20 protein-coding genes, 1 tRNA gene and 2 pseudogenes are annotated in these 25,180 nt (G+C 55.6%); 11 read left to right on the top strand and 12 right to left on the bottom strand.

Features of this window, described 5'->3' with window-relative positions; all coding sequences use genetic code 11:
• The first annotated feature begins 38 nt into the window (after positions 1-38).
• Both AC0TNG_RS05635 and AC0TNG_RS05630 read left to right on the top strand, forming a co-directional pair.
• The gene (locus tag AC0TNG_RS05635; RefSeq protein ID WP_024906542.1) at positions 39-1,664 is read left to right on the top strand and encodes an ATP-binding protein; all 1,626 of its coding nucleotides are present in this window, start codon (positions 39-41) and stop codon (positions 1,662-1,664) included.
• The gene (locus AC0TNG_RS05630) at positions 1,654-2,346 is read left to right on the top strand and encodes a response regulator (RefSeq protein WP_061714488.1); all 693 of its coding nucleotides are present in this window, start codon (positions 1,654-1,656) and stop codon (positions 2,344-2,346) included. Before AC0TNG_RS05635 ends, AC0TNG_RS05630 begins: the two co-directional genes overlap by 11 nt.
• Positions 2,347-2,400: 54 nt before the next feature.
• Here AC0TNG_RS05630 and AC0TNG_RS05625 read toward each other — a convergent pair whose 3' ends face one another.
• A complete protein-coding gene (locus tag AC0TNG_RS05625; RefSeq protein ID WP_473713197.1) occupies positions 2,401-4,536 on the bottom strand; it encodes an ornithine decarboxylase in 2,136 nt (711 codons plus the stop codon).
• A 181-nt stretch (positions 4,537-4,717) separates the two neighbouring features.
• Here AC0TNG_RS05625 and AC0TNG_RS05620 point away from each other — a divergent pair, with 181 nt between their 5' ends.
• From AC0TNG_RS05620 to AC0TNG_RS05610, 3 genes and pseudogenes are all read left to right on the top strand, one after another.
• Positions 4,718-5,434 (top strand): DUF554 domain-containing protein, encoded by a 717-nt coding sequence (locus AC0TNG_RS05620; RefSeq protein ID WP_267217292.1) that lies wholly within the window; start codon positions 4,718-4,720, stop codon positions 5,432-5,434.
• A 95-nt stretch (positions 5,435-5,529) separates the two neighbouring features.
• Positions 5,530-5,605, top strand: a tRNA-Phe gene (locus tag AC0TNG_RS05615).
• 272 nt (positions 5,606-5,877) lie between these two features.
• Positions 5,878-6,358 (top strand): annotated as a pseudogene (locus AC0TNG_RS05610) (Hcp family type VI secretion system effector).
• A gap of 24 nt (positions 6,359-6,382) precedes the next feature.
• On the opposite strand, the gene AC0TNG_RS05605 reads toward AC0TNG_RS05610, so the two are convergent.
• The 3 genes and pseudogenes from AC0TNG_RS05605 to AC0TNG_RS05595 form a co-directional block, all read right to left on the bottom strand.
• Positions 6,383-6,700 carry a DUF1493 family protein gene (locus tag AC0TNG_RS05605; RefSeq protein ID WP_024906537.1) on the bottom strand — a complete coding sequence of 106 codons (318 nt, stop codon included), beginning with the start codon at positions 6,698-6,700 and terminating at the stop codon, positions 6,383-6,385.
• Positions 6,700-7,152, bottom strand: a complete 453-nt coding sequence (locus AC0TNG_RS05600) for an STM2901 family protein (protein WP_024906536.1) — start codon at positions 7,150-7,152, stop codon at positions 6,700-6,702. The genes AC0TNG_RS05605 and AC0TNG_RS05600 overlap by 1 nt, the downstream gene beginning before the upstream one ends.
• Positions 7,153-7,260: 108 nt before the next feature.
• A pseudogene (locus AC0TNG_RS05595) lies at positions 7,261-7,461 on the bottom strand (hypothetical protein); the annotation flags it as partial.
• Positions 7,462-7,782: 321 nt separating this feature from the next.
• On the opposite strand from AC0TNG_RS05595, the gene AC0TNG_RS05590 reads away from it, so the two are divergent.
• Positions 7,783-8,601: a DUF4225 domain-containing protein gene (locus AC0TNG_RS05590; protein WP_024906534.1), complete on the top strand. Its 819-nt coding sequence runs from the start codon at positions 7,783-7,785 to the stop codon at positions 8,599-8,601.
• Here AC0TNG_RS05590 and AC0TNG_RS05585 read toward each other — a convergent pair.
• Both AC0TNG_RS05585 and AC0TNG_RS05580 read right to left on the bottom strand, forming a co-directional pair.
• The gene (locus AC0TNG_RS05585) at positions 8,579-8,905 is read right to left on the bottom strand and encodes a hypothetical protein (protein WP_071994442.1); all 327 of its coding nucleotides are present in this window, start codon (positions 8,903-8,905) and stop codon (positions 8,579-8,581) included. The genes AC0TNG_RS05590 and AC0TNG_RS05585 overlap by 23 nt on opposite strands.
• A gap of 284 nt (positions 8,906-9,189) precedes the next feature.
• Complete coding sequence (locus AC0TNG_RS05580) at positions 9,190-9,717, bottom strand: helix-turn-helix domain-containing protein (protein WP_048990453.1); 528 nt, start codon at positions 9,715-9,717, stop codon at positions 9,190-9,192.
• Between the two features lie 672 nt (positions 9,718-10,389).
• Between AC0TNG_RS05580 and pgaA the strand changes: the two genes are divergently transcribed.
• The 4 genes from pgaA to pgaD are packed head-to-tail and all read left to right on the top strand — an operon-like array spanning position 10,390 to position 16,526.
• Positions 10,390-12,828 (top strand): poly-beta-1,6 N-acetyl-D-glucosamine export porin PgaA, encoded by a 2,439-nt coding sequence (pgaA, locus tag AC0TNG_RS05575; RefSeq protein WP_473713198.1) that lies wholly within the window; start codon positions 10,390-10,392, stop codon positions 12,826-12,828.
• Between the two features lie 8 nt (positions 12,829-12,836).
• Complete coding sequence (pgaB, locus tag AC0TNG_RS05570) at positions 12,837-14,774, top strand: poly-beta-1,6-N-acetyl-D-glucosamine N-deacetylase PgaB (protein ID WP_473713199.1); 1,938 nt, start codon at positions 12,837-12,839, stop codon at positions 14,772-14,774.
• Complete coding sequence (pgaC, locus tag AC0TNG_RS05565; RefSeq protein WP_048990458.1) at positions 14,767-16,098, top strand: poly-beta-1,6-N-acetyl-D-glucosamine synthase; 1,332 nt, start codon at positions 14,767-14,769, stop codon at positions 16,096-16,098. The genes pgaB and pgaC overlap by 8 nt, the downstream gene beginning before the upstream one ends.
• Positions 16,095-16,526, top strand: coding sequence for a poly-beta-1,6-N-acetyl-D-glucosamine biosynthesis protein PgaD (pgaD, locus tag AC0TNG_RS05560; protein ID WP_090418649.1), 432 nt, complete (start codon positions 16,095-16,097; stop codon positions 16,524-16,526). The genes pgaC and pgaD overlap by 4 nt, the downstream gene beginning before the upstream one ends.
• A gap of 52 nt (positions 16,527-16,578) precedes the next feature.
• Here pgaD and gss read toward each other — a convergent pair whose 3' ends face one another.
• The 6 genes from gss to AC0TNG_RS05530 all read right to left on the bottom strand — a co-directional run bounded on the left by gss (position 16,579) and on the right by AC0TNG_RS05530 (position 23,936).
• Positions 16,579-18,441 (bottom strand): bifunctional glutathionylspermidine amidase/synthase, encoded by a 1,863-nt coding sequence (gene gss / locus AC0TNG_RS05555; RefSeq protein WP_090418652.1) that lies wholly within the window; start codon positions 18,439-18,441, stop codon positions 16,579-16,581.
• 111 nt (positions 18,442-18,552) lie between these two features.
• Positions 18,553-19,530: an ABC transporter ATP-binding protein gene (locus tag AC0TNG_RS05550; RefSeq protein WP_090418654.1), complete on the bottom strand. Its 978-nt coding sequence runs from the start codon at positions 19,528-19,530 to the stop codon at positions 18,553-18,555.
• On the bottom strand, positions 19,527-20,504 hold the full coding sequence (locus AC0TNG_RS05545; RefSeq protein ID WP_024906525.1) for an ABC transporter ATP-binding protein: 978 nt from the start codon (positions 20,502-20,504) through the stop codon (positions 19,527-19,529). The genes AC0TNG_RS05550 and AC0TNG_RS05545 overlap by 4 nt, the downstream gene beginning before the upstream one ends.
• The gene (locus tag AC0TNG_RS05540; RefSeq protein WP_021242100.1) at positions 20,497-21,342 is read right to left on the bottom strand and encodes an ABC transporter permease; all 846 of its coding nucleotides are present in this window, start codon (positions 21,340-21,342) and stop codon (positions 20,497-20,499) included. Before AC0TNG_RS05540 ends, AC0TNG_RS05545 begins: the two co-directional genes overlap by 8 nt.
• A gap of 5 nt (positions 21,343-21,347) precedes the next feature.
• Positions 21,348-22,301 (bottom strand): ABC transporter permease, encoded by a 954-nt coding sequence (locus tag AC0TNG_RS05535; protein WP_090418657.1) that lies wholly within the window; start codon positions 22,299-22,301, stop codon positions 21,348-21,350.
• A 45-nt stretch (positions 22,302-22,346) separates the two neighbouring features.
• Positions 22,347-23,936, bottom strand: coding sequence for an ABC transporter substrate-binding protein (locus AC0TNG_RS05530; protein WP_473702208.1), 1,590 nt, complete (start codon positions 23,934-23,936; stop codon positions 22,347-22,349).
• A gap of 245 nt (positions 23,937-24,181) precedes the next feature.
• On the opposite strand from AC0TNG_RS05530, the gene yghU reads away from it, so the two are divergent.
• Positions 24,182-25,048: a glutathione-dependent disulfide-bond oxidoreductase gene (gene yghU, locus AC0TNG_RS05525; protein WP_008499796.1), complete on the top strand. Its 867-nt coding sequence runs from the start codon at positions 24,182-24,184 to the stop codon at positions 25,046-25,048.
• The last annotated feature ends 132 nt before the right edge of the window (positions 25,049-25,180 follow it).

Here is a 25,180-nt window from a genome sequence, read left to right as displayed (position 1 = left end):
TATATTGGCGATCTTTGCTGCTACCTTGCGTGATAGTTATGAAAGTCTCTTTCCAGATCAAGTTGTTTATTTCGCTGGTTGCCTTTTTCTCAGTACTTTTTGCGTTACTGGGCGGATATTATTATGCCGACGTCGGGAAACAGCTATATCAGGAAATGAGTACGCGAGCCAAAATACAGGCTGAAGAAATTGCGCTTATTCCGACATTGCGTAATGAAGTTGAACAAAAAAATATCAGCGCCATCCATGATTTTATGCAGAAGATTTCTGCGCACAGTGACGCCAGCTTTATTGTGATTGGTGATAATAAGGGTCAGCATCTTTTTCACTCCGTCTTTGCCGACAGAGTGGGCACAACCCTGGTTGGCGGAGACAACGAAGCCGTATTGCAGGGTAAAAGCACCACCACCATTCGCAAAGGCGGGTTGGGTATTTCGCTGCGCAGTAAGGCCCCCATCTTCAACGCTGCCGGACAGGTGGTCGGCATTGTTTCGGTCGGCTATCTCACCAGCTACCTGGACACCATTACCGTCAGTAAGGTGGTCAATATCCTGATTGCCGCCGTGCTGCTGCTGATCGCTCTCTTTATCTTCTCCTGGTTCTTTACTCGCAGCATCAAGAAGCAGATCTTCTCTCTTGAGCCGCGAGAAATCGGGCTGCTGGTGCGCCAGCAGAAGGCGTTAATGGAGTCTATTTATGAAGGGGTGATTGCCATTGACGATCGGCGGCGGATTGAAGTGATCAACCAGGCGGCGCGCAAGCTGCTGGGTCTGAGCCAGCCGGCCCGTGAGCTGCGCGGGCAGCTGATAAGCCAGGTTATCGATCCGGTCCCGTTCTTCGACACGCAGACGATGCTGGCGAAAGATACCCATGACGAGATTTGCCGTTTTAACGATCTCACGGTAATTGCCAGCCGGGTGCACATCATGCTTGAGGGGTCGCTGCAGGGGTGGGTGATCACCTTCCGCGATCGCAACGAAATCGACTCGCTGAGCGCCCAGCTCAGCCAGGTAAAACGCTATGTCGATAACCTGCGTATTATGCGCCATGAGCAGTTAAACCGAATGACCACGCTCTCCGGCCTGCTGCATATGGGCCGCTATGAGGAAGCCATTGGCTACATTCAGGCGCAGTCGGAGCATGCCCAGGAGCTGCTGGACTTTATCTCTTCGCGCTTCAGCTCCCCGACCCTGTGCGGCCTGCTGCTGGGGAAAGCCGCCCGCGCGCGGGAGAAAGGCGTCGAACTGAGTTTCGACCCGGCATGTCGGCTGGACAGGCCGTTCCTGCCGTTAGGGGAGCAAGAGCTGATTTCAATTATTGGCAACCTGCTGGATAACGCCATCGAAGCGACGCAGCGATCGCCGCTTCCCCATGCGCCGGTAGAAGTGCTGATAAAACTCAGCGACCAGGAGCTGATTATTGAAGTCGCCGACCAGGGCGTTGGCATTACACCGGAGATCCGTGACCGGATCTTTGAACGCGGCATCACCACCAAAACACGCGGCGATCATGGGATTGGCCTGTATCTGATCGAAAGCTATGTCACACAGGCTGGCGGCGCGATAGAAGTTGCCGATAATACCCCGCGCGGCGCCATTTTCTCCTTGTTTATCCCGGCCACGGGAACCGCCCGGCAACTGGAAGACACCGACTATGCAACATGAACTTATCGACGTACTGATTGTTGAAGACGAGAACGAGCTGGCGCAACTGCACGCGGAGCTGATAAGCAAACATCCGCGACTGAGGCTGGTGGGCATTGCCTCGTCGCTGGCTGCGGCTCAGGCAGAACTTGCAAACAAACAGCCGCAGCTGGTGCTGCTGGATAACTATCTGCCGGACGGCAAAGGGATCTCGCTGATCAATAACCCCATGCTGGCCCGCGCCAACTGCTCGGTGATTTTTATAACCGCCGCCAGCGATATGGATACCTGCAGCCAGGCGATCCGCAACGGCGCGTTCGACTACATCCTCAAACCCGTCTCCTGGAAACGGCTCAGCCAGTCGCTGGAGCGGTTTGTGCAGTTTGCCGAACAGCAGCGGGTCTGGAAGATTGTCGACCAGCAGAACGTCGATTCGCTGTATCAGCTACAGGCGAAAAACTACCGCCAGGACAACGGCAGCAAGGGTATTGAGGAAAATACGCTGGCGCGGGTGCAGTCGCTGTTTAACGACAAGGCAACGCACTGCTTTACCGTGGATGAAGTGGTGAGCGAAACGGGATTAAGCAAAACCACCACCCGGCGCTATCTGGAACACTGCGTGGAGGCGGGTTTTCTGACGGTGGAGATGCTGTACGGCAAGATTGGGCATCCGAGGAGGATGTACAAGCGTAGCGCGATTTGATGAAAGGTTCCCTCTCCCTGTGGGAGAGGGTTAGGGTGAGGGCTGCAGCCCGCACTATCTCAACACATACCCATACAGCCGCTTGATCCCGTCAGCATCCTTCTCGCTGTAAACCCCCTGCAGCTCCGGCGAGAAGCCCGGCAGCAGGTTGATCCCCTCCTCCAGCGCCAGGAAGTAACGCTGTACCGCCCCGCCCCAGACTTCACCCGGCACCACGCACAGCACGCCCGGCGGATAGGGCAGCGCTCCTTCGGCCGCAATTCGCCCTTCGGCATCCCGTATGCGAACCAGCTCCACCTCTCCGCGAATATACACCTGATTGGCATCCTGCGGGTTCATCACCACCTCCGGCAGGCTCTCCTTGCGGAACATCGCCTTCTGCAGATCCTTGACGTCAAAGCTGACGTAGAGATCGTGCATCTCCTGGCACAGCTGGCGAAGGGTGTAATCCCGGTAGCGCACCGGGTATTTCTGGAAGATCGTCGGCAGCACGTCCGCCAGCGGCGTGTCGTCTTCAATATGCTGTTCAAACTGGCCCAGCATCGCCACCAGCTGCGCCAGCTTCTCGCTGCTTTCGGCAGGCGTCAGCAGGAACAGGATCGAGTTGAGGTCGCATTTCTCCGGCACGATGCCGTTTTCGCGCAGGTAGTGCGCCAGAATCGTCGCCGGGATCCCGAAATCGGTGTACTCCCCGGTTTCGGCATCGATACCCGGCGTGGTCAGCAGCAGCTTGCACGGGTCGACAAAGTACTGCTCGTGAGCATAGCCCTCAAACCCGTGCCATTTGGCCCCCGGCTCAAAGCTGAAGAAGCGCAGCTCGCTGGCAATGGCGTGCGTCGGATGATCCTGCCACGGTCGCCCCGCCACCACCGGTGGGATAAACGGTTTGATCATATGACAGTTGGCAATGATTGCCTTACGCGCCTCAATCCCCAGCTCAACGCACTCGGCCCACAGCCTGCGCCCGCTTTCCCCTTCGTGGATCTTGGCATTCACATCCAGCGCGGCGAACAGCGGGTAAAACGGGCTGGTGGAGGCATGCAGCATAAAGGCGTTGTTCAGCCGCTTGTGCGGGCAGAAACGCGCCTGACCGCGGATGTGGTTATCCTTTTTATGGATCTGCGACGTTTGTGAAAACCCGGCCTGCTGTTTGTGCACCGACTGGGTCACAAAAATGCCCGGATCGTTCTCGTTCAACTCCAGCAACAGCGGGGACGTTGCCGCCATCATCGGAATAAACTGCTCGTAGCCCACCCAGGCGGAGTCAAAGAGGATGTAGTCGCACAGATGGCCGATCTTGTCGATCACCTGACGGGCGTTGTAGATCGTCCCATCGTAGGTGCCGAGCTGAATGATCGCCAGGCGGAACGGACGCGCCTCGTCGGCTTTCTCCGGCGCCGCCTCGCGGATCAGGTCCCGCAGATACGCGTCGTCAAAGCAGTGCTCGTCAATCCCGCCAATAAAGCCAAACGGGTTACGTGCAGCCTCCAGATAAACCGGCGTGGCACCCGCCTGGATCAGCGCCCCGTGGTGGTTAGATTTATGGTTGTTGCGGTCGAACAGCACCAGGTCGCCGCGGGTGAGCAGCGCGTTGGTCACTACCTTGTTGGCCGCCGACGTTCCGTTCAGCACGAAGTAGGTTTTATCCGCGTTGAACACTTTCGCCGCGAACTTTTGCGCGTGCTTGGCGGACCCTTCGTGGATCAGCAGATCGCCCAACTTCACGTCGGCATTGCACATGTCGGCGCGAAACACGTTCTCACCGAAGAAATCATAGAACTGCCGCCCTGCCGGGTGTTTTTTGAAAAAGGCGCCGTGCTGGTGGCCTGGACAGGCAAAAGTGCTGTTGCCCATCTCCACATACTGGCTCAGGGTGTCGAAAAACGGCGGCAGCAGGTTCTCTTCGTAATGGCTGGCAGCAGTCTCCAGTTCCAGAAACTCCTGAGCTTTACCCGAGATGACCGCGGTGGCACCGTCAGGTACGTCCGTTGGCTCCTGAGAGAAAATAAACACCGGTAGCTTAAAGCCCGTACGTTTCAGCAGTGCAAGAATGCCGCTGCGACTTTCAGCTGTTGTGATGACGACGGCCGCCACATCGGTAAAATCCGTGCTGTCCAGCGTCACCTTTTCGCGGTGCGTAGACACGGTGGAGACCAGCTCGCGGCTGACGGCAATTTTCATGGTTTTCATAGGCGCAGTTACCCTCACCGAGCGGTGAGACAGGGAGGAGAAAATTCGCGCAATAATGTCACCTTTTATTTTGAGGTGCAAGAAGGAATCAGTATGCACGAAACCACCCAAAGCTAAGGCTCGCGCAGGCCTGACGTGCCATAATAATGCAATATCAATGATTAAATAACAGGAGTTAACTTTGGTTATCGGGCCATTTATCAACGCAGGAGCCGTATTGCTGGGCGGCGTACTCGGCGCCGTGCTGAGCCAGCGGTTGCCGGAGCGGATTCGCACCTCCATGCCCTCGATATTCGGCCTGGCATCGTTAGGGATCGGTATTCTGTTGGTGGTCAAATGCGCCAACCTGCCGGTGATGGTGCTGGCCACCCTGCTCGGCGCGCTGATTGGCGAGTTCTGCTATCTGGAAAAAGGCATTAACGGCGCGGTGAGTAAAGCCAAAAACCTGATTGCCCGACCCGGCGGCAAGGCGAAACACGGCACGCACGAGACGTTTATTCAGAACTATGTCGCCATCATCATTCTGTTTTGCGCCAGCGGCACCGGGATTTTCGGTTCGATGCAGGAAGGAATGACTGGCGACCCGAGCATATTGATTGCGAAGGCGTTTCTTGATTTCTTCACCGCCACCATTTTCGCCACTACTCTTGGCGTCGCCGTGGCGGCGATTTGCGTCCCGATGCTGCTGATCCAGCTGGCACTGGCTACCTGCGCCACGTTGATTCTTCCGCTCACCACGCCAGCGATGATGGCAGACTTTACCGCCGTCGGCGGCCTGCTGCTGCTGGCTACCGGGCTGCGTATCTGTGGGATTAAGATGTTTGCCGTGGTGAACATGCTGCCCGCACTGCTGCTCGCCATGCCGCTCTCCGCACTCTGGACGCACTTTTTCGCTTAAGGATGCGGCGAAATGGTGAGAGATTGCGCAGTCTGTAACGAAAACAACATTTTTCGTTGACGCCACCGGGCAGATCGGGTTTAATGCGCCCCGTTGCCCGGATAGCTCAGTCGGTAGAGCAGGGGATTGAAAATCCCCGTGTCCTTGGTTCGATTCCGAGTCCGGGCACCACTATTTAAAGAACCCGCCCTCGTGGCGGGTTTTTGCTTTTGCGCTAGTCCAGCAGCTCATACAGCCAATCACTGACATAGTATTACGCTTCCAGCGTCAGACTTCCTTTTAATTTTTGATTAAAAAATAACAAGTCATTGTCTTAAAAAAACAAAGACAGGCCGTAAACATGATCTGTTTTGAACTTCTATACCAGCTACGCGTATACGCTTGCCCGAATGGTCTGCGAAAGCAGGATGGAGATCCACACGCAAAAAGGAAGGAATATTCGAATGGCTATACCGGCTTATCTATGGCTGAAGGACGATGGTGGCGCGTTGATTAAAGGCGGAGTTGATGTTCAACACAGAGAATGCAGCATTGAAGTGAAAGGTTTTCATCATAACCTTGTTATCCCAACAGATAACGCAACCGGTAAAATAACCGGTACGCGAATGCACTCACCTATGTTGATCATTAAGGAATTCGATTGTTCAAGCCCATACCTCTACAAAGCCGTTGCGACAGGTCAAAACCTGTCATCAGCTGAGATAAAGTAGTATCGGATAAATTACTCTGGCCTTGGAGAAGAGTATTTCAACATGTTGTCTGAAGACGTCAGGATAGTATCGATTTCCCTGCGATGACTACAGGCGATAACCCTAACGAAAACCCTATGGAAACCTTCGAACTCAAGTATGAGAAATCACCTGGAAGCATAACGATGGGAACATCATCTTTAGTGATGCATGGAACGAGCGTCAATCGGCGTAAACATCATAAGGGGCTTTCAGCCCCTTAGTCATATAGCCAGCGCCCCGCTTTTGCCGACTCAATAATCATTTCGAGATTTAGCGGCTTGTACTGCCGATCGCGGAATTTTTTTCTGAGCCGAAACTGAAACCAATACAGCTCCGGTTCAAAATAATGGTCCATCACAAAGTTGCTATATTCAATTCCATACCGGGTGAAAAGGTCAAGCAGCATGTCCTCAAGATCTTCTGGTACGAGATTGAAATGCTCCTGGAAGGTCCATTCTTTCCTTGCCGGAGTTTTACGGTCACTATAATTCTCAGTGATGTAATCTAGTAATTCTTGCTCATCAGGAAGCAACATCAGAAGTATGTCCAGGCAATACGATCTTTAGGTCGCGCGATGAGGTTGTACTTGCTTCTCGTTTCTCTGGCAACCGTAATAAAAATAATCACCGCCTGAGTATAGCCAACATACGGAACCGCCCGCCCTACTGCTGCCCCGACCTTGTTTGTTAGACGTGTCTTACCCATACCAATGGTGGTTTCGACCCTTATGCCATCGGGGAAACGTGCTCCCTTTAAAATACGCCGCGCCACTTTCGAGGCAATACTTGTCCGTGATCCGGATGCACCCAGGACCTTTCGCTTAGGCAGAAGGGGTTGCCCAGCCAAAATGGTTGCAGCAGTCTCAACCGTCACCCCTATATGATTTGCAAGACCTTCAGCAAATATGAGCAAAAATAGCTCCTGCGCTGTTACGTTAGCATTACCGTGATAGAAATATGTTCCACCAGACTCTTCAACCGTGTCCATTACAGCGTCCTTTCTCTCGTTTTGAGCCAGAGTAAATCCATATCTGAAACAAGGATGCTGTCACCGTCCATTTTTCTTAAAACTCAGAATAGCGCCCGCAAGACAGTTTTATGCTTTTGGTCTCTCCCCAACCCAGGGATCGTTCCTACCTGCGCCCAGCAGTTTGTTTTTGAAGATAAACAAACACGCCTCATTAAAATTCTCCGCCCCCAGCCGTTCCGAGAGCGCCGTCCGTTTACGATAGAGACTTTTCACCGACGTATTCAGCTCGCCTGCAACCTCCTCCATTAACATCCCTGCCCTCAACATGGACTGACCCCGCCAACCACTCAGCGAAATGAGTAAATTACTCAACAGGATAGGGGCTCTCCCCGTCATCCGGCTTTATCGAAAGTGCAAAGATTGCTTTCAGATATGTAGGACAGCTATTCACTGGAGCAGGAGTGGCACAACATATGTGAGCACCAGCAACAAATCAGGCCGAGGAGCGAAGCTGTAAAAAGCGACTTCTGCTTCAGACCCCGTAACTACATTGCTACTATATTGTCCATGCGTTGGCACGCATGGCTGTCAGAGGGAGCCGTTTATCAGTCTAAACAAATGCCGGTAAAGCAATTGAGAGGAATTACAATGGATGCAGCATTGCTTAACATGATGCAATCAGGTGGAAGAAATAAAGCCTGGGCGGAAACGATGGTGAATATGGAAGCCAGAAAACTGGTAAATACAGCCAACACTCTGTCGGCTTTTCATCTCAGCGATGGTCTGACTCGAATGAAGTTTATTCAGGAAATTCGGGACCTCATAGAACAACAGTTTACGTTAGCTCGTCGGGCTAAATCAGATGAAGAATGCATGGAATGCGTTAAAAAACTTAGAGAAGAAAACTATAACCTTCTGGAACAAGCTCGTTTATTACGAACTAAGGCAGCGAAGCTTTACGCTAAAGTCGAGTTCATCCGAGAGAATAACAAAATTGTTGGGTATGTTATCTCGGCAGTTAGTGTTGTCCTGGCCGGTGCTGAAATAGCCGCAGGATTTACCCTTATTGGCACTATGACCCCTCTCGGGGTCCTTGCTGGTGCGGTTCTGGTTACTGACGGGGCAAACAGCATCAGTAAAGAAGTGGCTCGCTACGCAACGAACAACACTACCAGTGAAGGGCTGGTCGCGGATGCCGCGATGTCTACAGCTGAGTTTATGGGCTTTAGTCGTGAGAACGGGTTAGGTGTCTACAAATCAATTTCACTGGCCGCTAACGCTTATACCATTTTTGGCTTGTTGCGGCGACCAGGTACCTGGCGACTGTTTCGTTATATGCCCACAGACTATTACCGAAAGGTGAGCACACTGAGCCGCCCGCAGCTTACAATGAAAATTGCTGGTTATGGGGTCAAAGCTAAGATTATTTTTGATCTGTTGTCCGTCAGCGATCCGTCCCAGAATTAGTCAGCATTTTACGATAACGCCAGGATTTGTAGCCAAGTTTTGCTGGCGTTATATACCAGATAAAAGGGAGTACAATCAATAACGTGAGCGCAAGTGTCAGACTTGTATCCCTGGATGCAAGTAAAAGAGTTAAAGCCAGTATGATAAAGGCAATAATAGTTATCCACTTCATTGCCTTAAAACGATTGGCCAGATCATGAGTTACGCTATCAAACGAACCACCGTAATTCTCGATATTGTTTTTTAGCTTTTGAAGATCTCGTTTACTAAAACCTGATTTTAAAAGTGCTTCTTCGCTCGTCATTCTGCCATCCGTCCCATAACTCACTGAAACCTGTGACGAAGTTTAACTTAATTTGACGGATAAATCGCTCCTTGACGATATTTGTAAAATTTTTATTTAAATCAAATATTTGAAGATATGCTACACAGTAGCGGTGACCAGACTCTTCAATCGTGTCCATGACAACGTCCTTGTGTCGTTTTGAGCCAGAGTAAATCCAAACCCAAGGCCAGGAAGTTGTCCTCATCCAGCATTCTCAAAGCTCAGAATACCGCCCGCAATTTTGCTTTTGATCTCTCCCCAACCTAGGGATCGTTCCCACCTGCGTCCAGCAGTTTGTTTTTAAAAATAAACAAACACGCCTCATTAAAGTTCTCCGCCCCCAGGCGTTCCGAGAGCGCCGTTCGTTTGCGGTAGAGGCTTTTCACCGACGTATTCAGCTCATCGGCAATGGCTTCCATCGACATCCCTGCCCTCAGCAAGCGCAGCATGATCGCTTCGTGCGTGCTCAGCCGTAAATTCAGCAGCCACTTCGTGGTCAGGCGCCTGCCCTTCATATTGAGCACCAGGTTAAACAGCGAGGCCATATCCGGCGCAGTAAGCGACGTGTTCATAAACAGCTTCATACTGAGCAGATTCTCCTCGCGGTGACGCATATCAAGCATAACGCAGCAGATTGTTTTTTTCGTTCTGGCCGGATGGCGTATCAGGTAATCATATAAACGGAGCGGACAACGACTATCAATCAATACAGAATATTCATCTGCACCGTTATCAAATATGTTTCTGTCAATCGAATCGAGCAGGATAATATCCGGAAAAAATATCCGCATTCCTCTGACAAGGTAGCGATCCTGAGTCACTAACACTATTGAAGTTGCCACTAACCATCCCTTTTAGATTAAAGCAAGAACGATCCTTCAGAAAGAAGGCCGCCTTCGTTTTATAGCGCTGTTATATTAACGATAAATGTATTCTGGCTTTGGACATCCCTCAATACAGACATTGATGAGTAAGACTTCCTGTAGACTATCATTCAATGTCTGCCATTAATTATAAATAAAAAACAATCGCAGAAAAGTCACTTCTCTAAACATTAAGAATTTTTGTCATGAAACTTCCCAAACATGCACCAGAAAGTACTTTAATTGAGGCGGATAAACGTCACTAAAAATATATACAAAACTGTCACAATAAAAATAAAATCATTTTATTTCAGATAGTTACGATTAAGCTCTCAATTCACAATAATCATTAAAACCTGCTCATTCCAGAATTATCTCAAAACTACTCAGCCGCTTTTCAGCATATTTATCCGGCAACATATCAGGTGTACATTACCTCCCATCCAGTCTACTGAGATGAGGATCCATAATTACCTTTAAGTAAGTACCCCGTAACATCACTGCATTCAGATTTAATGTTCTCATTTATGGCCTTTTACGCTGAGCTTAAAGGCGGCCGTGTTATGCAATGGATTCATGATAAACAAATGGCAAATAGATATGGAAAGATCACTTAGCTTCAGTACATTATTCTTTTATCGCACCCCAACATTATTGTTTCTGTTATTACTCTTTCCTGTTCTGGTTCAGGCTACGGAATCCGTTTATGAGCAACAGATTCAACAGGCGCGTAACGGTAATTACACGTCGTTTCTCGATTATCTTCAGCGTTATCAGCAGCAGCATGCCCTGACGCCTGAACACGTCGCGGACTGGTTACAGGTGGCGGCCTGGGCAGGTCATGATGACGAGGTTATTCAGGTCTGGCAGCGCTACAGCATTTATATGCCGCTACCCGCCCGTGGCGTTGCGGCTGTCGCGCAATCCAGGCGAAATCAAAAGGCGTGGCAGCCCGCCCTGGCGCTCTGGGAAAAGGCGCGCAGCCTTGCGCCGGATAACGACGATTATCGTATCGGCTATATCAAAACCCTGGCCGATGCCCGCAAAGATACGCTTGCCCTGCAGGAAGCCCGGCGGCTGGTGGCGGAAAATCCCTCTCAGGCGCATCTTCAGACGCTGGCGTATGTCTGGTTACGCCAGGGAAAAAGCTGGGATCGGCTCTTAGCAGACACGCGCGCGCTGAATATCGCACCTGAGAATAAAACGCTCCTCAGGGAGCTGATTGATGCGCTAACGGATAACCGGGTCAATACCCCCGCGCTCCTTCTTTCACAAAAGGTGGCGCTGTCCCCCGCAGAGCGTCGTCGCCTTGAGCTGAATGCCGCAGCCGAAAGCGTTCGCCTTGCCGATGTGCCTGGCCGAACAGAAAAGGAGCGCCTGCAGCTTGCGCAATCTGCGCTGAATCGTTACGGCGCGCTGCTTGCTCGCTGGCAACGCGAGCCGCAGGCGGCGGAAGACATCATCCTTGCGCGTATCGACCGGCTCGGCGCGCTGTACGCCCATGGTGATTACCCGCGGGTCATCAGCGAATATCAGGATCTGACGGCAGCCCAGCATCCGGTGCCGGGCTGGGCAATCGGCTGGGTGATCTCCGCGTACCTGCAGGAGAAAAACGCGGCTGCCACCTTCTCGCTTCTGCAACGCTATCCGCAATACGCTTCCGACCCGCAGGACGAGGAGCACGCGCTTTTCTACGCCTGGCTGGATACGGGAGAGTATCCGTCCGCCCGCCGGTATGCAGAGCGCCAGACCCGCAACGTCCCCTGGACCCGTTACGATTTCGGCTCACCTACCCCTCAGCCTAACGATCTGTGGCTTACCGGGCAGTCGCTCCGTTTTAACTATTTGCTGGCGACGAATGCCCTGCCGGAAGCCGAAAAGCTGGCGCACCATCTGGCGACAACGGCACCGGGCAATCAGGGATTACAGATTGACTACGCCACGCTGCTTCAGGCGCGGGGTCTGCCGCGCGCGGCCGAGCAAACGCTGAAAATGGCGGAGGCACTGGAGCCCTCGAATCTGGAACTTGAGCAGCAGCAGGCTTACGTCGCCATGGATCTACAGGAGTGGCGGCAGATGGATTTACTGGCCGATGACGTCATCACCCGCACGCCCGTCGATCGCAGCGCAAGGCGTCTGGACAGGCTACGCATCGTCCACCACATGTCCGAACTGCGCCTCAACGCGAGCAAGGGCTTGCACTCCGATAACCCCGTCAGCGGGACGCACGACCTCAACTGGGACGCCACGCTCTATGGCCCGCCCGTAGCGGATAACTGGCGGCTGTTTGCCGGCACCCGCTATGCGCAGAGTAATTTCGAAGAAGGCAAAGGCACCAGCCGTCACCTGTTGGGCGGCGTCGAATGGCGGCCACGCGACCTCCAGCTCGAAGCCGAGCTCTCCAGCAACCGCTATCACGGGGCAAACAAGCCGGGCGCTCGCCTCTCAACCTCGTACGTTCTGACGGATAACTGGCAGGTCAGCGGCAACCTTGAACGCCTGTCGCGCACCACCCCCCTGCGGGCGTTACGCAACGGAATTAGCGCCAACCGGGGTGAAGGCGGGGTGCGCTGGTATCAAAACGAGCGCCGTGAGTACCAGTTCAGCGCCGCCCTCAGCCGCTTCTCAGACCATAACCGCCGTCAGGAATACACCCTCACGGGTAAGGAGCGTCTCTGGCAGACCCCGTCCCTGACGCTGGATCTCGAACCAGGGATCGCCGCCAGTAAAAACAGCCTGCACGACACGCTCTATTACAACCCGGCACGGGACCTGTCCGTGACGGCCGCCCTGTCCATCGACCATGAAATGTATCGCCATTACGACACCCTCTGGAGCCAGCAGTTCGTGGCGGGTGGCGGCGGCTACTGGCAGAAAAATCAGTCCGCTGGCGCCATCACCCTGCTGGGTTACGGACAACGCGTTCAGTGGAACAACGTCATGGACACCGGCGTGATGCTGAACTGGGACAAGCGCCCTTACGACGGCAAACGCGAGAGCAACCTCTCCGTCACGTTTGATGCGAATTTACGCTTTTAAGGATGATGATGATGAACACACGTTTTTCCGTGAGCCTGATACTCATCGGCTGGCTCTGCCTCAGCGCGAGCGTTTGCGCGCAGGCATTTTCGTTTATTGCGCCCAACGCGCGGCCACAGCTGGAGGCGAGCAAACCCTGGCCGCAGAACCAGTTTCTGGTACTGGCCTACCACGACGTCGAAGACGATGCCGCCGATCAGCGCTACCTCTCCGTACGTACCAGCGCGTTAAACGAGCAGATAAGCTGGCTGCTGCACAACGGCTATCACGTCATCAGCGTGCAGGACATCCTGGATGCCCATGACGGGAAAAAAACGCTGCCGCCCAAAGCCGTTCTGCTCAGCTTTGACGACGGCTACAGCAGCTTTTACACCCGCGTCTGGCCGCTGCTTCAGGCGTGGAACGTTCCTGCGCTGTGGGCGCCGGTGGGCAGCTGGGTGGATACGCCGGAAAATCAAAAAGTTAACTTCGGCGGCCTGATGACGCCCCGCGATCGCTTCGCGACGTGGGACATGGTGCGCGAGCTCAGCCAGTCCCCGCTGATTGAGATTGGATCGCATACCTGGGCCTCGCATTACGGCATTCCGGCCAACCCGCAGGGCAGCCGCGAACCGGCGATCGCCAATCGCTTTTATGATAAAGCCACGGGCCGCTATGAAACCGACCAACAGTTCAACCAGCGGATCGGCGATGACGTTCGTAAAGTGACCGAAAAAATCACGCAGGTGACGGGCAAGGCGCCGCGCGCCTGGGTCTGGCCCTACGGTGCTGCTAACGGTACGTCGCTTGCGATCGCCAGACAGCAGGGTTATCAGCTGGCCTTTACCCTTGAAGACGGGCTGGGGAACGTGCAGGAGCTGGGGAACATCCCTCGTCTGCTGATCGCCGGTAATCCCTCCCTCAAGGCGTTTGCCAGTACGGTAAGCCAGGTTCAGGAGCGCGAGCCCGTGCGCGTCATGCACGTCGATCTCGACTACGTTTACGATCCCGATCCGGCCCAGCAGACCCAAAATATCAACAGGCTGATCCAGCGGGTCTACGACATGAAAATCAGCCATGTTTTCCTGCAGGCGTTTGCCGACCCGCAGGGCGACGGCAGGATCAAGGCACTCTATTTTCCCAACCGCCAGCTGCCGGTCCGGGCCGATCTCTTTAATTTTGTCTCCTGGCAGCTGCAAACCCGCGCGGGCGTGAAAGTCTTCGCGTGGATGCCGGTGCTCTCGTTCGATCTCGATCCTGCTCTGCCGCGCGTGCAGCGCCGGGATCGCCAGACAGGCCAACTGAGCGAGGCCACCGAGCCCTATATCCGGCTCTCCCCGTGGGACCCGCAGGTGCGCCAGCAGGTGACGGACATCTATGAAGATCTGTCCCGCTATGCCAGCTTCAATGGGATTTTGTTTCATGACGATGCGGTGCTGACGGACGTGGACGATGCCGGGCAGGACACGACTCGCCAGAAGAGCCAACTGCTTATCGGGTTTACCCACGCCCTGAGCCTGGCGGTGAAGCATATCCGTGGCCCGCAGATAAAAACCGCGCGCAATATGTTCGCCTTACCCATTCTGCAGCCCGAAAGCGAGGCGTGGTTCGCGCAGAATCTTGACGATTTTCTGGCGGAGTATGACTGGACGGTGCCGATGGCCATGCCGTTGATGGAGTCCGTCCCGGTAGACGAAAGCGATGCCTGGCTGACGCGTCTGGTTAAAGCGGTCGCCACGCGTCCCGGCGCGCTCGATAAAACCATTTTCGAGCTGCAGGCCAGAGACTGGGATAAGCAACCGCCGCGCGCCGTTTCCGACAGCCAGCTGGCACAGTGGATGCGCGTGCTCCAGCTGAACGGCGTCAAAAACTACGGCTACTACCCCGATGATTTCATCAACAACCAACCTGATATCTCACGTATCAGGCCTGTATTTTCTTCGTACTGGTACCCTGACAATGACTGATCGCATTATCGCCTTTTCTATTCTATGTCTGGTATTCGGGTTGCCGTTAGGCGTGGCCGCCCTCTTTACCGGCGAGCTGATTCTGGATTTTGTGTTCTTCTGGCCGCTGTTCATGTCCGTGCTCTGGATAACCGGCGGGCTCTATTTCTGGTTTCAGCTTGAACGCCACTGGTCGTGGGATAAAGACACGCCCGCCCCGACGCTCGCCGGTAAGCCGCTCATCTCCATTCTGATCCCCTGCTTTAACGAGGGACGAAATGCCCGGGAGACCATCAGCGCCGCGCTGGATCAGCGGTATGAAAATATAGAAGTTATCGCCATCAACGACGGCTCCTCTGACAACACGGCGGAGGTATTGCAGGCTCTGGCGCAGGAACATCCGCGCCTGCGGGTGATTAACCTCGCGGAGAACCAGGGGAAGGCGCTGGCGCTCAAAGCCGGGGCAGCGGCGGCCCGGGGCGATCTGCTGGTCTGCATTGACGGTGACGCCCTGCTCGATCGCGATACGGCAGCGTATCTGGTGGCACCGCTGATTCAGTATCCCCACGTCGGGGCGGTCACCGGCAATCCGCGTATTCGCACGCGCTCCACGCTGATTGGTCGCATCCAGGTGGGCGAGTTCTCATCGATTATTGGGCTCATCAAGCGGACGCAGCGGATCTATGGCCGGGTCTTTACCGTCTCGGGCGTTATCGCCGCCTTTCGCCGACAGGCGCTGGCGGACGTCGGGTACTGGAGCCCGGACATGATCACCGAAGACATCGACATCAGCTGGAAGCTCCAGCTGCGCCACTGGGATATTTTTTTCGAGCCGCGGGCGCTGTGCTGGATCCTGATGCCGGAGACGCTCAAGGGCCTGTGGAAACAGCGTCTGCGCTGGGCCCAGGGCGGCGCGGAGGTGTTTCTGGTCAACCTGCGCAGGATTGTGCGCTGGGAGCATCACCGCATGTGGCCCCTGTTTCTTGAGTATGCCCTGTCAACGCTGTGGGCCTTCGCGTACGCGATGACGGTGCTGTTATTTATCCTCAGCCATATCGCCCCTGTTCCTGCCAGGCTGACCGTGGAGAGCCTCTTTCCACCGGAGTTTACCGGGCTGCTGCTGGGGGTGATGTGCCTGTTGCAGTTCCTGGTCAGTTTGTACATCGAGAGGCGCTATGAACGGAAGGTAGCCAGCTCGCTTTTCTGGGTGATCTGGTTCCCGATGGTGTACTGGATGATTGGCCTGTTCACCACCCTCGTCGCATTTCCAAAAGTCATGCTTAAACGCCAGCGTGCCCGCGCGCGCTGGATCAGTCCGGACCGGGGAAAAGGAAGCATTCAATGAACGAAAATACCTTAATTTTGACCGAACATCGGCTATTGCCACGTGTTTTCGATGCCGCGTTAACGCTGGTGGCGTGGGGAGGCTTTCTGTTTTTCCTGTATGCCCGGCTCTGGATGCAGCTCACCGATGAGAGCGACCACCGCTGGGGCGTCATTATTGCGTCCTTTAATACGGTGTTGATCTATTTACTGTTCGCCGCGCTCAACGGCTGGCTGCTGATTTTGTGGTATCAGTACAACCGCCGCCGCGCCCACGTGAGGCGGCGTCAGCCGGGCTATTTTCACCAGGAGGAGCTGGCCCGCAGCTTTAATGTCTCACCGCAGATCATCTCCGAGATGAGCCAGTACAACCTGCTGACGGTCTATCATGACCAGATTGGCCGCATCATCGATCTGAAGATCAACGGACAGGAAGAGGAAGAACAGTAACGAAAAGCCCCCGCAGGATACCCAGCGGGGGCTTTTTTCTCGCGGGAGTCAACTACTTATCTTTCACCACAATCAGCGGCTCGATATCGCTCTCTTTCTTCACCACCAGCGAGTCATCGCCGCGCAGGCAGGTACCCCCGTAGTTCCCGCCCACGGTGAAGGTGCAGACCTGAATGTACTTGCCGTCGACCTTCGGCAGGCACCACAGCTGCTGGTAGATGTTTTTACGGTCGACAAACTTGCCGCTGGATTTATCCAGCAGTTCGTCCTGGGCGCTAATCAGGTCGATATTGCTGCCGCAGCGTCCGGCAATCGGCTTGACGGCATAGCCGGTCTGCTTCAGCAGATCGTTAACCTCAAAATCGGTGTCGAGCAGGTAACGGTGGTTCGGGAACAGCTGCCACAGTACCGGGAGAATCGCCTTGTTGCCGGGAATGACGGTCCACAGCGGTTCAAAGACCAGCACCTCCGGGCGCAGCAGGACGTCAATCAGGCGCACCTCGCCTTCAGGATGTCCGGTCCGGATCGGCACGGCGGCGTATTCGGTTTCGCTGACCTCGCGGATCTGCTCTATCGCCGTCTCCCACGCCCAGGTTTTCCACACGCAGTTGACGTGGCGACCTTCGTCGTCAATCAGCTGTCCGGCGGCATCCCAGCTCAGCGCCCCCAGCCCGTGCAGGATTTTGGTTTCAAACCCGGCCTGCATCAGCGAACGCTGGATAAAGAGCGCGTGATAGTCCTCTTCGACATCGTTGTCCTGCATGATGTGGACAAACGGCCGCGCGTGGCTGTGCTTCCAGGCGCCGGTCAGCTCTTCCAGCAGCCCTTCCGCCGGGTTATGCCCGTTGCCGCGATAGCCGTTTTTCACCCACTCTTCGAGAATCAGCCCGCCCTCGGTATGGCAGGAGGCGGAATCCGCGTTGTACTCGTAGACCTTGATCCCGCGCTCATCCATGCAGAAATCCATACGACCGGTGATCATATGGTGACGACGCCACTGCCAGGAGAGGCGCAGGCGCGGCCAGAGGATTTTCGGGATGTCGAAAAGCGCCAGCAGACTGTCGTCTTTCAGCACCTTGTCCGTCGCGTGCAGGTACATCAGGTGCAGTTCGTTGGTGGCCTTGATCAGCTCCTGCTCGGCGCTTTTGGTAATGGTGAAGTACTGGCAGGGATCTTTGTTGATCACATGGCCGTTGGCGCGGATATACGCCTGCTGCAATGCGTCATTTTCGTTAAGCCATTTTCCGTCGAACTGACGCCTGTTTTTCAGCCGCGCGCCGCTGATTTTCAGCAGTTCGCCGTCGATTTCCGGCTGGGGAATGCTGTGTTCCGTGTCGTCGGTCTGGATCATCCAGCCGAGGATCTCCGTGTCGTTGAAAGTGTCATGGATCGTATAACACCCGTTCTCCACGCTCAGACGCAGCTCGCGCGTCCATTGCTGCCCGAGCGGCAGCGGAGAGTGAATCACGTTCTGCTCGGCGATACGCACCTTATCGTCCAGAAGCTGGGTGATCACCGCCACGTGGCCGGTCTCGTGAAACTCGCCGCCCTTTTGCCAGATCAGCAGCGCCCCGGCGCGCGGCGCGCGTTTTGAGCCATTAGCAAAAGCCTGAAGGGGCAGGATGTTATCGTTCACCACCTGACGCAAAAAGCGCAGGGAGAAGATCTCCCACGCCATGCCGACGTCGGTAAACACGAAGCCATAGTTGAGAAACAGGAAACGGCGGGCAAACTCAACGCACTGCCACTTGTGGCCCATGTATTCGTTGCCAATATAGCTGCGAAAATCCGCGTCTTGCGGGTAGTTGCGCGGGTCCAGACTGCCGTAATTTGAAGAGTAAATCGCCACGCCACCGGGCGCATAGCCTAACAATGTCCCGAATGGCGCATCACTGCTTAACTTTCCTTTACGCATGTATCCAACCTAAAACAGGCAGGCGGCAATTTTTTTAAGGGTTGTCGTCGTCTGCACGTTGTAATTAACCTGACAGAGGGGCATTTATCATACACCTGCGTGGGGCATTAATTACACGTTAAACAACCAGCACGCCGCGAAATGCCCTGGCGCAATCTCCCGCATGGCAGGCTCCTGCGTCTGGCAAACCGGCATGGCGTGCGGGCAGCGGCTGCAGAACTTACAGCCCGGCAGCGCGGACGTGGGGCCTGGAATGTCGCCGCGCAGGGTGGCGTCTTCGAGATTGCGGATGCGCGGATCGGGCCGGGGAACCGCCGCCAGCAGCGCGCGGGTGTAGGGGTGCGCCGGACGCTGATACAGTTCATTCGCCGGGGCCACCTCCACCAGCTTACCGAGATACATCACCCCAATGCGGCTGGAGATATGGCGCACCATGGAGAGATCGTGGGCGATGAACAGATAGGTCAGCCCCAGCTCCTGCTGCAGATCCTGCAAAATATTCACCACCTGCGCCTGCACCGAGACGTCCAGCGCCGAAAGCGGTTCATCGCACAGCACAAATTCAGGACGCACGGACAACGCGCGGGCAATACTGATGCGCTGACGCTGCCCCCCGCTGAACTCATGCGGGAATCGTTCAAGGTGTTCGTGCTTCAGCCCCACTTTGTAGAGCAGCGTTTCCGTACGTTCCCGCTGTTCTTCGCGGCTGTAGCCGTGGATCTGCATCGGCTCGGCCACCAGCTGTCGTACCGTCATGCCGGGGTTGAGCGAGGAGTAAGGATCCTGAAAAATCGCCTGCATCCGCTTACGCAGCGGCTTGAGCTCTTTTTCGCGGGCGTGAGCGATCGCCTGCCCGGCAAAGTGGATCTCGCCAGAGGTAATATCGAAAAGGCGCAGGATGGCGCGCCCGAGGGTGGATTTCCCACAGCCGGACTCTCCCACCAGGCCAAACGTCTCGCCGGGCTGAATATCAAAGCTCACGCCATCAACCGCCTTCACGGCCACGCCTTTATGCAGCAGACCGCCGTTGAGCGGATAGTGTTTGCGCAGATCGCGAACGCTCACTAATGGCGCCTGTTGTTCACTCATGCCTGAATCTCCTTATCGGCCCATAGCCAGCAGGCGGCGCGATGGCCCTCTCCGGCGGTGTAAAATGCGGGCTGCCGTTCACACTGGGGCATGCGTTTCGGGCAGCGTTCGGCGAACGGACAGCCCGGCGGCGGGTTAAGCAGGCCAGGCGGCGCGCCTTCGATGGGCGATAAGCGTTGGTTAACCTCATCCGGGCGCGGCAGCGAGGCCAGCAGACCCTGAGTGTAAGGATGCGCAGGGCGATAAAAAATGTCCTCCACGCTCCCCTCCTCCATCACCAGCCCGCCGTACATCACCACCACGCGGCTGCAGACCTGCGCCACCACGCCGAGATCGTGGGTGATCAGCAGAATCGCGGTTTGGGTCTGCTGTTGCAGGCTTTTCAGCAGACGCAGGATCTGCGCCTGAATGGTCACGTCCAGCGCGGTGGTTGGCTCATCGGCAATAAGAAGCTTAGGGTTGCAGGAGAGCGCAATCGCGATCATCACCCGCTGGCGCATCCCGCCGCTAAACTCGTGGGGATACTGGTCGTATCGGCGTTCCGCTTCGGCAATCCCCACCTGTTCCAGCATGGCGATCGCCGCCGCTTTGGCCGCTTTTTTGGTCAGTCCTTTATTGCGCATCAGGATCTCCGCCATCTGTTTGCCGATGGTCAGCACCGGGTTCAGGGCGGTCATCGGATCCTGGAAAATCATCGCGATCTCGTTGCCGCGAATGGCGCGCATCTGCTCAGGGGTTTTCTGCGCCAGATCGTCATTCTGGAAGCGGATGCTGCCGCCGGTTATCCGTCCGTTGTTCCCCAGAAGCTGAATGATCGACTTACAGGTGACGCTTTTCCCGCAGCCCGACTCGCCGACGATGCCGACAAGTTCTCCCGGCTGCACCTGAAAGCTCACGCCGCGCACCGCGTGAACCTCGCCCTCGCGGGTGCGGAAGGTGGTTTGCAGGTTCTCAAGCGCTAACAGGTTACTCATCGCGATTCGCTCCTGGCTCAAAGGCGGTACGGAAGACATCGCCCAGCACGTTAAAGCTGAACACCGTCAGCAGGATCAAAATGCCGGGGAACATCGCCAGCCACGACGCTTCGCCAATATACGACTGGGCGTTGTTGAGCATGCTTCCCCACGATGCCGCCGGCGCCTGCACGCCCAGCCCTAAGAAGCTGAGCGTCGACTCCATCAGAATGGCCGAGGCGATATTGAGCGTGGCGGCCACGATAATGGTCGGCAGCACGCCGGGAATAATGTGGCGCACGATAATGCGCAGCGGGTTTTCCCCCGACGCGCGGGCATAAAGCACATACTCGCGCTCTTTCACCGATAAGGTTTCTGCGCGCACCAGCCGCGACATGTTCATCCACGTCAGCAGGCTGATGATCAGAATGATGTTATCCACGCCCGGCTTGAGGTAAGCATTCACCACCAGCAGCAGGAAGAAGGCCGGAATGGCCATCAGGATATCCACGGCGCGCATCATCAGGTTATCCAGCCAGCCGCCAAAATAGCCGCTCACCGTTCCTACCACCGTGCCGATAAGCGTGGAAAAGAGCATCGCCAGAAAACCGACCATCAGGGAGATCTGGCCGCCATACAGCGCGCGGGTGAAGTAGTCGCGGCCATACTCGTCGGTGCCGAACCAGTGCGCGGCATCCGGCGGTAGCGTGCGTGCGCCGAGCGCCATCCGATCCGGATCGTACGGACTTAGGCCCGCACAGAGCGCGGCGACAACGAAAATAAAAAGCACAAACAGGGAGAACTGCGCCGGACGGTTGCGGCGCAGCTGGTGACGAACCTGCTGCCAGCGTCTGCTCATCCGGGTTACCTCAGCGTACGAATGCGGGGATCGGCGAAGCGATAAAGCAGATCGGCGATCAGGTTACCGACGATCAGCATCATCGACGAGAGCATGATGATCGCCATGATCAGCGGGTAGTCCAGCGAGGCGATCGACTGGATCCCGAGCAGCCCCATCCCCGGCCACGAGAAGACGCTTTCCGTCACATAGGCCCCCACAATCAGCTCACCGAACGACAGGCCGAACAGGGTAATCACCGGCAGCAGCACATTTTTCAGCACGTGGCGGAACAGAATGCCGGAACGCGTGGCGCCGTAGGCCAGCTGGGTCTGCACGTAGTCGGCCGAGAGCTGCGAGATGGTGTTGGAGCGGATGTAGCGCACGTAGCTGGAAAGGTTGTAGAACGTGAGGGCAATACACGGCAGCACGCCGTGACGCAGCACGTCCAGCGCGTTATCTTCCATGCCGATGGTGCGCATACCCATGCTGGGGAACCAGTTAAGCTGCACGGCAAAGACCGTAATGAGCAAGATGCCGAACCAAAAAATCGGCACCGAGATGCCGATATAGGCGAACAAGTTAAGCACGTGATCCAGCCAGCGGTGCTTAAATGCCCCCGCCAGCAGGCCCAGCGGGATCGCCAGCACGATCGCCATCAGCAGCGACGCGCCCATCAGCCCCAGCGTGGCCGGAATGCGTTCGCCGATCATCTCCAGCACCGGGCGGTGATAAATCAGCGAATAGCCGAGATCGCCCTGCAGGACGTTTTTCAGCCACAGGACGTACTGCGTGACCAGCGGCTTATCCAGCCCCAGGCTCTGGCGAATACGCTCGATATCTTCCGGGGCCATGCGCGGCGTAATGTACGCCGCCACCGGATCGCCGGGCGCGAGCTTGACCAGCAAAAACGCCACCAGTGAAATAAAGAACAGCATCGGCAGCAGCTGCAGCAACCGACGGGTGAGGAGTGTGTTCACGACGTGCCCTTACAAAATCCCCGACCTGACGGCCGGGGCAATCACTTATTTCTGATAGATTTTTGACAGATCCTGGAAAAGATAGACCGGTTTCGGCTCTGCCTCCTGGGTGCCGCCGAAGCGCTTGTCCACCGCGACGGTCGCATTGGTGTAGGCAATCGGGTAGTAGGTCATGTCGTTCGCCACGGTCTGCTGAATGTGCTTGTAGATATCGGCACGTTTCGCGGCGTCGGTTTCCACTGCGCCTTTATCCCACAGGGCATCAAACTGCGGATTTTTGTAGTGCGCATAGTTATAGGCTTCGTTGCTCATGAACAGCGATTTGTAACCGTCCGGCTCGGAGCCCATGATGTAGCCGCCCAGGTTCAGCTCCCACGCGGTGTTGTTCATATCAAGACTGCGCTGAGACATGGCGTTGGAGTCCAGCGGCATCAGCTCCACGTTCACCCCAATCGCCTTCAGCGCCTGCTGAATATAGAGTGCCATGCTCTCCTGGGTTTTGTTGGTGTTCACATACGCCAGGCGCAGCTTGAGGTTGTCCGGCGCGCCGGACGCTTTAAGCAGCTCTTTGGCTTTTTGCAGATCGAATTTGTACTGTTCAACGTCATCCGTCTTGTAAAGCGTATCGGGCGTCAGGAACGAGGTCGCCGGTTTAGCGTAGTCCAGCGAGGTAAACGCGGTCTGGGTGAGCTCGTCTTTGTTGATGGCATACGCGATGGCCTGACGCAGCGCTTTGCTCTTCATCACCGGCACGTTCTGGTTGAACGTCATATAGGCCAGGCGGCCTTCCGGATAGACCACGAAGTCGAACTTACCGGTATTTTTCAGGCGATTCACGTCCTGCGGGTCAACCATCTTGAGGTTGATTTCACCGTTTTGCAGCGCAAGGTTGGCGGCGTTGCTGTCTTTGGCGAAACGGTAGGTAACCGAATCAAGCTTCGCTTTGCCGTTCCAGTAATCATCGAAACGGGTCAGGGCGTAATACTGCCCGGCGCGGTACTCTTTGAATTTGAACGGCCCGGAGCCGACCGGCGCATCGTTTTTGCTGCTCTTTTCCAGGTCACCTTCACCTGCGAACACGTGCTGCGGAATCGGGTAGATCTGAACCAGAGTGCCGGTAAAGGCCGCGCTGACCTGCGGTAAGGTGAACTTAACGGTGCGGTCGTCAACCTTGCTTACCTGTACCGGCTTATCGCCGTAGGTGAACATGCTGCGGAAGAAGCTGTGCTGTTTGGCATCCAGCAGCTTATTGAACGTAAAGACCACGTCGTCCGCCGTCAGCGGCTGTCCGTCCTGCCATTTCAGATTGGGTTTTAACGTCAGGGTGTAGCTCAGGTTGTCGGCGGAGGGCTTCAGGCTTTCCGCCAGGCCCCACTCGATCTTACCGTTGTTGAAGCTATAGAGCGGGGCATAGAGCGCCTGCATGATCGTTAACGTGGTACGGTCGCTGGCATAGAGCGGATTAACGGCTAACGGGTCGCCGGAGGTAATACCGATAATCAGCGAACCGCCCTCTTTTGGCGCGTCGCTTTTTGCCGCAGGGGGGGTATTGGTCTCTTTATTTTTCGCATCATCACAGCCCGCCAGGCCTAACGCGAGCGAAACGACCACTGCCGATAACAGAAGCTTGCGCATCTCACTAACTCCTTGCCTTATAAAGTGTTTATGACTGCATCTTTTATTTATGTTGAAGCATCATATGCAGCTTTATCCGTTTACGCATTAATTATGAAAATGCGATTTTCGATTAAGCTTATGCCGCATTTGATATATATAAGCGCCGGAAGGAATAGCGGCAGATCGATTACGCTCAGTTGGTTAAACGCTTCACAAATCTCCTGCTACACTGCCTCAACACATCACTCAAAAGGCAGGCCAACATGTCAGACAACACGTATCAGCCACCAAAAGTGTGGGAATGGAAAAAGAACAACGGCGGCGCGTTCGCCAACATCAACCGCCCCATTTCCGGCGCGACCCATGAGAAAGATCTACCTGTCGGTTCGCACCCGCTGCAGCTCTACTCGCTGGGAACACCGAACGGCCAGAAAGTGACGATCATGCTCGAAGAGCTGCTGGCGCTGGGCGTGACGGGCGCGGAGTACGACGCGTGGTTGATCCGCATCGGCGAGGGCGATCAGTTCTCCAGCGGCTTCGTTGAGGTGAACCCGAACTCGAAAATACCGGCGCTTCGTGACCACTCCACGAACCCGCCAACGCGCGTATTTGAATCCGGCAATATTCTGCTCTATCTGGCGGAGAAGTTCGGCCACTTCCTGCCGAAAGATCCGGCGGGACGCACCGAGACGCTGAACTGGCTGTTCTGGCTCCAGGGTGCGGCGCCGTTCCTCGGCGGCGGTTTTGGCCACTTCTACAACTACGCCCCGGTGAAAATCGAGTACGCGATTGACCGCTTCACCATGGAAGCCAAACGCCTGTTCGACGTGCTGGATAAACAGCTGGCGCGCGGCCGCTACGTAGCGGGTGAGGAGTACACCATCGCGGATATCGCTATCTGGCCATGGTTCGGCTGCGTAGCGCTGGGCAGCGTGTATAACGCCGCTGAGTTCCTCGACGCAGAAAAGTACACCAACGTGCAGCGCTGGGCGAAAGACGTGGCGAACCGCCATGCCGTTAAGCGCGGACGTATCGTTAACCGCACCAGCGGCGAGCTGAACGAGCAGCTCCACGAACGCCACGCGGCGAGCGACTTCGAGACCAATACAGAAGACAAACGTCAGGCGTGACGACTAGCCGGGCGGATCGCCGCCCGGCAACAGAGATCCTTGCTCAGGGCATGATTGGCCTAAAGGTTGAGCCGGCATTGCTGGCACTATCTGTGCGTTTTTCTCACCTCAGAGTGAGAAGCAACGTATCAA

Source organism: Enterobacter sp. PL_is514 (assembly GCF_055816715.1).
Note: the sequence above shows the minus strand (reverse complement) of the source record. Positions and strands in the feature narration are given on the sequence as shown.

Excerpts from the sequence above, each read along its gene's own strand:
- AC0TNG_RS05600 (WP_024906536.1), bottom strand. The coding sequence starts at position 7,152 with ATGGACACGGTTGAAGAGTCTGGTGGAACATATTTCTATCACGGTAAT.
- pgaB (WP_473713199.1), top strand. The coding sequence starts at position 12,837 with ATGATGAACACACGTTTTTCCGTGAGCCTGATACTCATCGGCTGGCTC.
- AC0TNG_RS05630 (WP_061714488.1), top strand. The coding sequence starts at position 1,654 with ATGCAACATGAACTTATCGACGTACTGATTGTTGAAGACGAGAACGAG.
- AC0TNG_RS05590 (WP_024906534.1), top strand. The coding sequence starts at position 7,783 with ATGGATGCAGCATTGCTTAACATGATGCAATCAGGTGGAAGAAATAAA.
- AC0TNG_RS05585 (WP_071994442.1), bottom strand. The coding sequence starts at position 8,905 with ATGACGAGCGAAGAAGCACTTTTAAAATCAGGTTTTAGTAAACGAGAT.
- AC0TNG_RS05545 (WP_024906525.1), bottom strand. The coding sequence starts at position 20,504 with ATGAGTAACCTGTTAGCGCTTGAGAACCTGCAAACCACCTTCCGCACC.
- pgaD (WP_090418649.1), top strand. The coding sequence starts at position 16,095 with ATGAACGAAAATACCTTAATTTTGACCGAACATCGGCTATTGCCACGT.
- AC0TNG_RS05635 (WP_024906542.1), top strand. The coding sequence starts at position 39 with ATGAAAGTCTCTTTCCAGATCAAGTTGTTTATTTCGCTGGTTGCCTTT.
- yghU (WP_008499796.1), top strand. The coding sequence starts at position 24,182 with ATGTCAGACAACACGTATCAGCCACCAAAAGTGTGGGAATGGAAAAAG.
- AC0TNG_RS05625 (WP_473713197.1), bottom strand. The coding sequence starts at position 4,536 with ATGAAAACCATGAAAATTGCCGTCAGCCGCGAGCTGGTCTCCACCGTG.
- AC0TNG_RS05550 (WP_090418654.1), bottom strand. The coding sequence starts at position 19,530 with ATGAGTGAACAACAGGCGCCATTAGTGAGCGTTCGCGATCTGCGCAAA.
- gss (WP_090418652.1), bottom strand. The coding sequence starts at position 18,441 with ATGCGTAAAGGAAAGTTAAGCAGTGATGCGCCATTCGGGACATTGTTA.
- AC0TNG_RS05540 (WP_021242100.1), bottom strand. The coding sequence starts at position 21,342 with ATGAGCAGACGCTGGCAGCAGGTTCGTCACCAGCTGCGCCGCAACCGT.
- AC0TNG_RS05530 (WP_473702208.1), bottom strand. The coding sequence starts at position 23,936 with ATGCGCAAGCTTCTGTTATCGGCAGTGGTCGTTTCGCTCGCGTTAGGC.
- pgaC (WP_048990458.1), top strand. The coding sequence starts at position 14,767 with ATGACTGATCGCATTATCGCCTTTTCTATTCTATGTCTGGTATTCGGG.
- AC0TNG_RS05580 (WP_048990453.1), bottom strand. The coding sequence starts at position 9,717 with ATGCGGATATTTTTTCCGGATATTATCCTGCTCGATTCGATTGACAGA.
- pgaA (WP_473713198.1), top strand. The coding sequence starts at position 10,390 with ATGGAAAGATCACTTAGCTTCAGTACATTATTCTTTTATCGCACCCCA.
- AC0TNG_RS05605 (WP_024906537.1), bottom strand. The coding sequence starts at position 6,700 with ATGTTGCTTCCTGATGAGCAAGAATTACTAGATTACATCACTGAGAAT.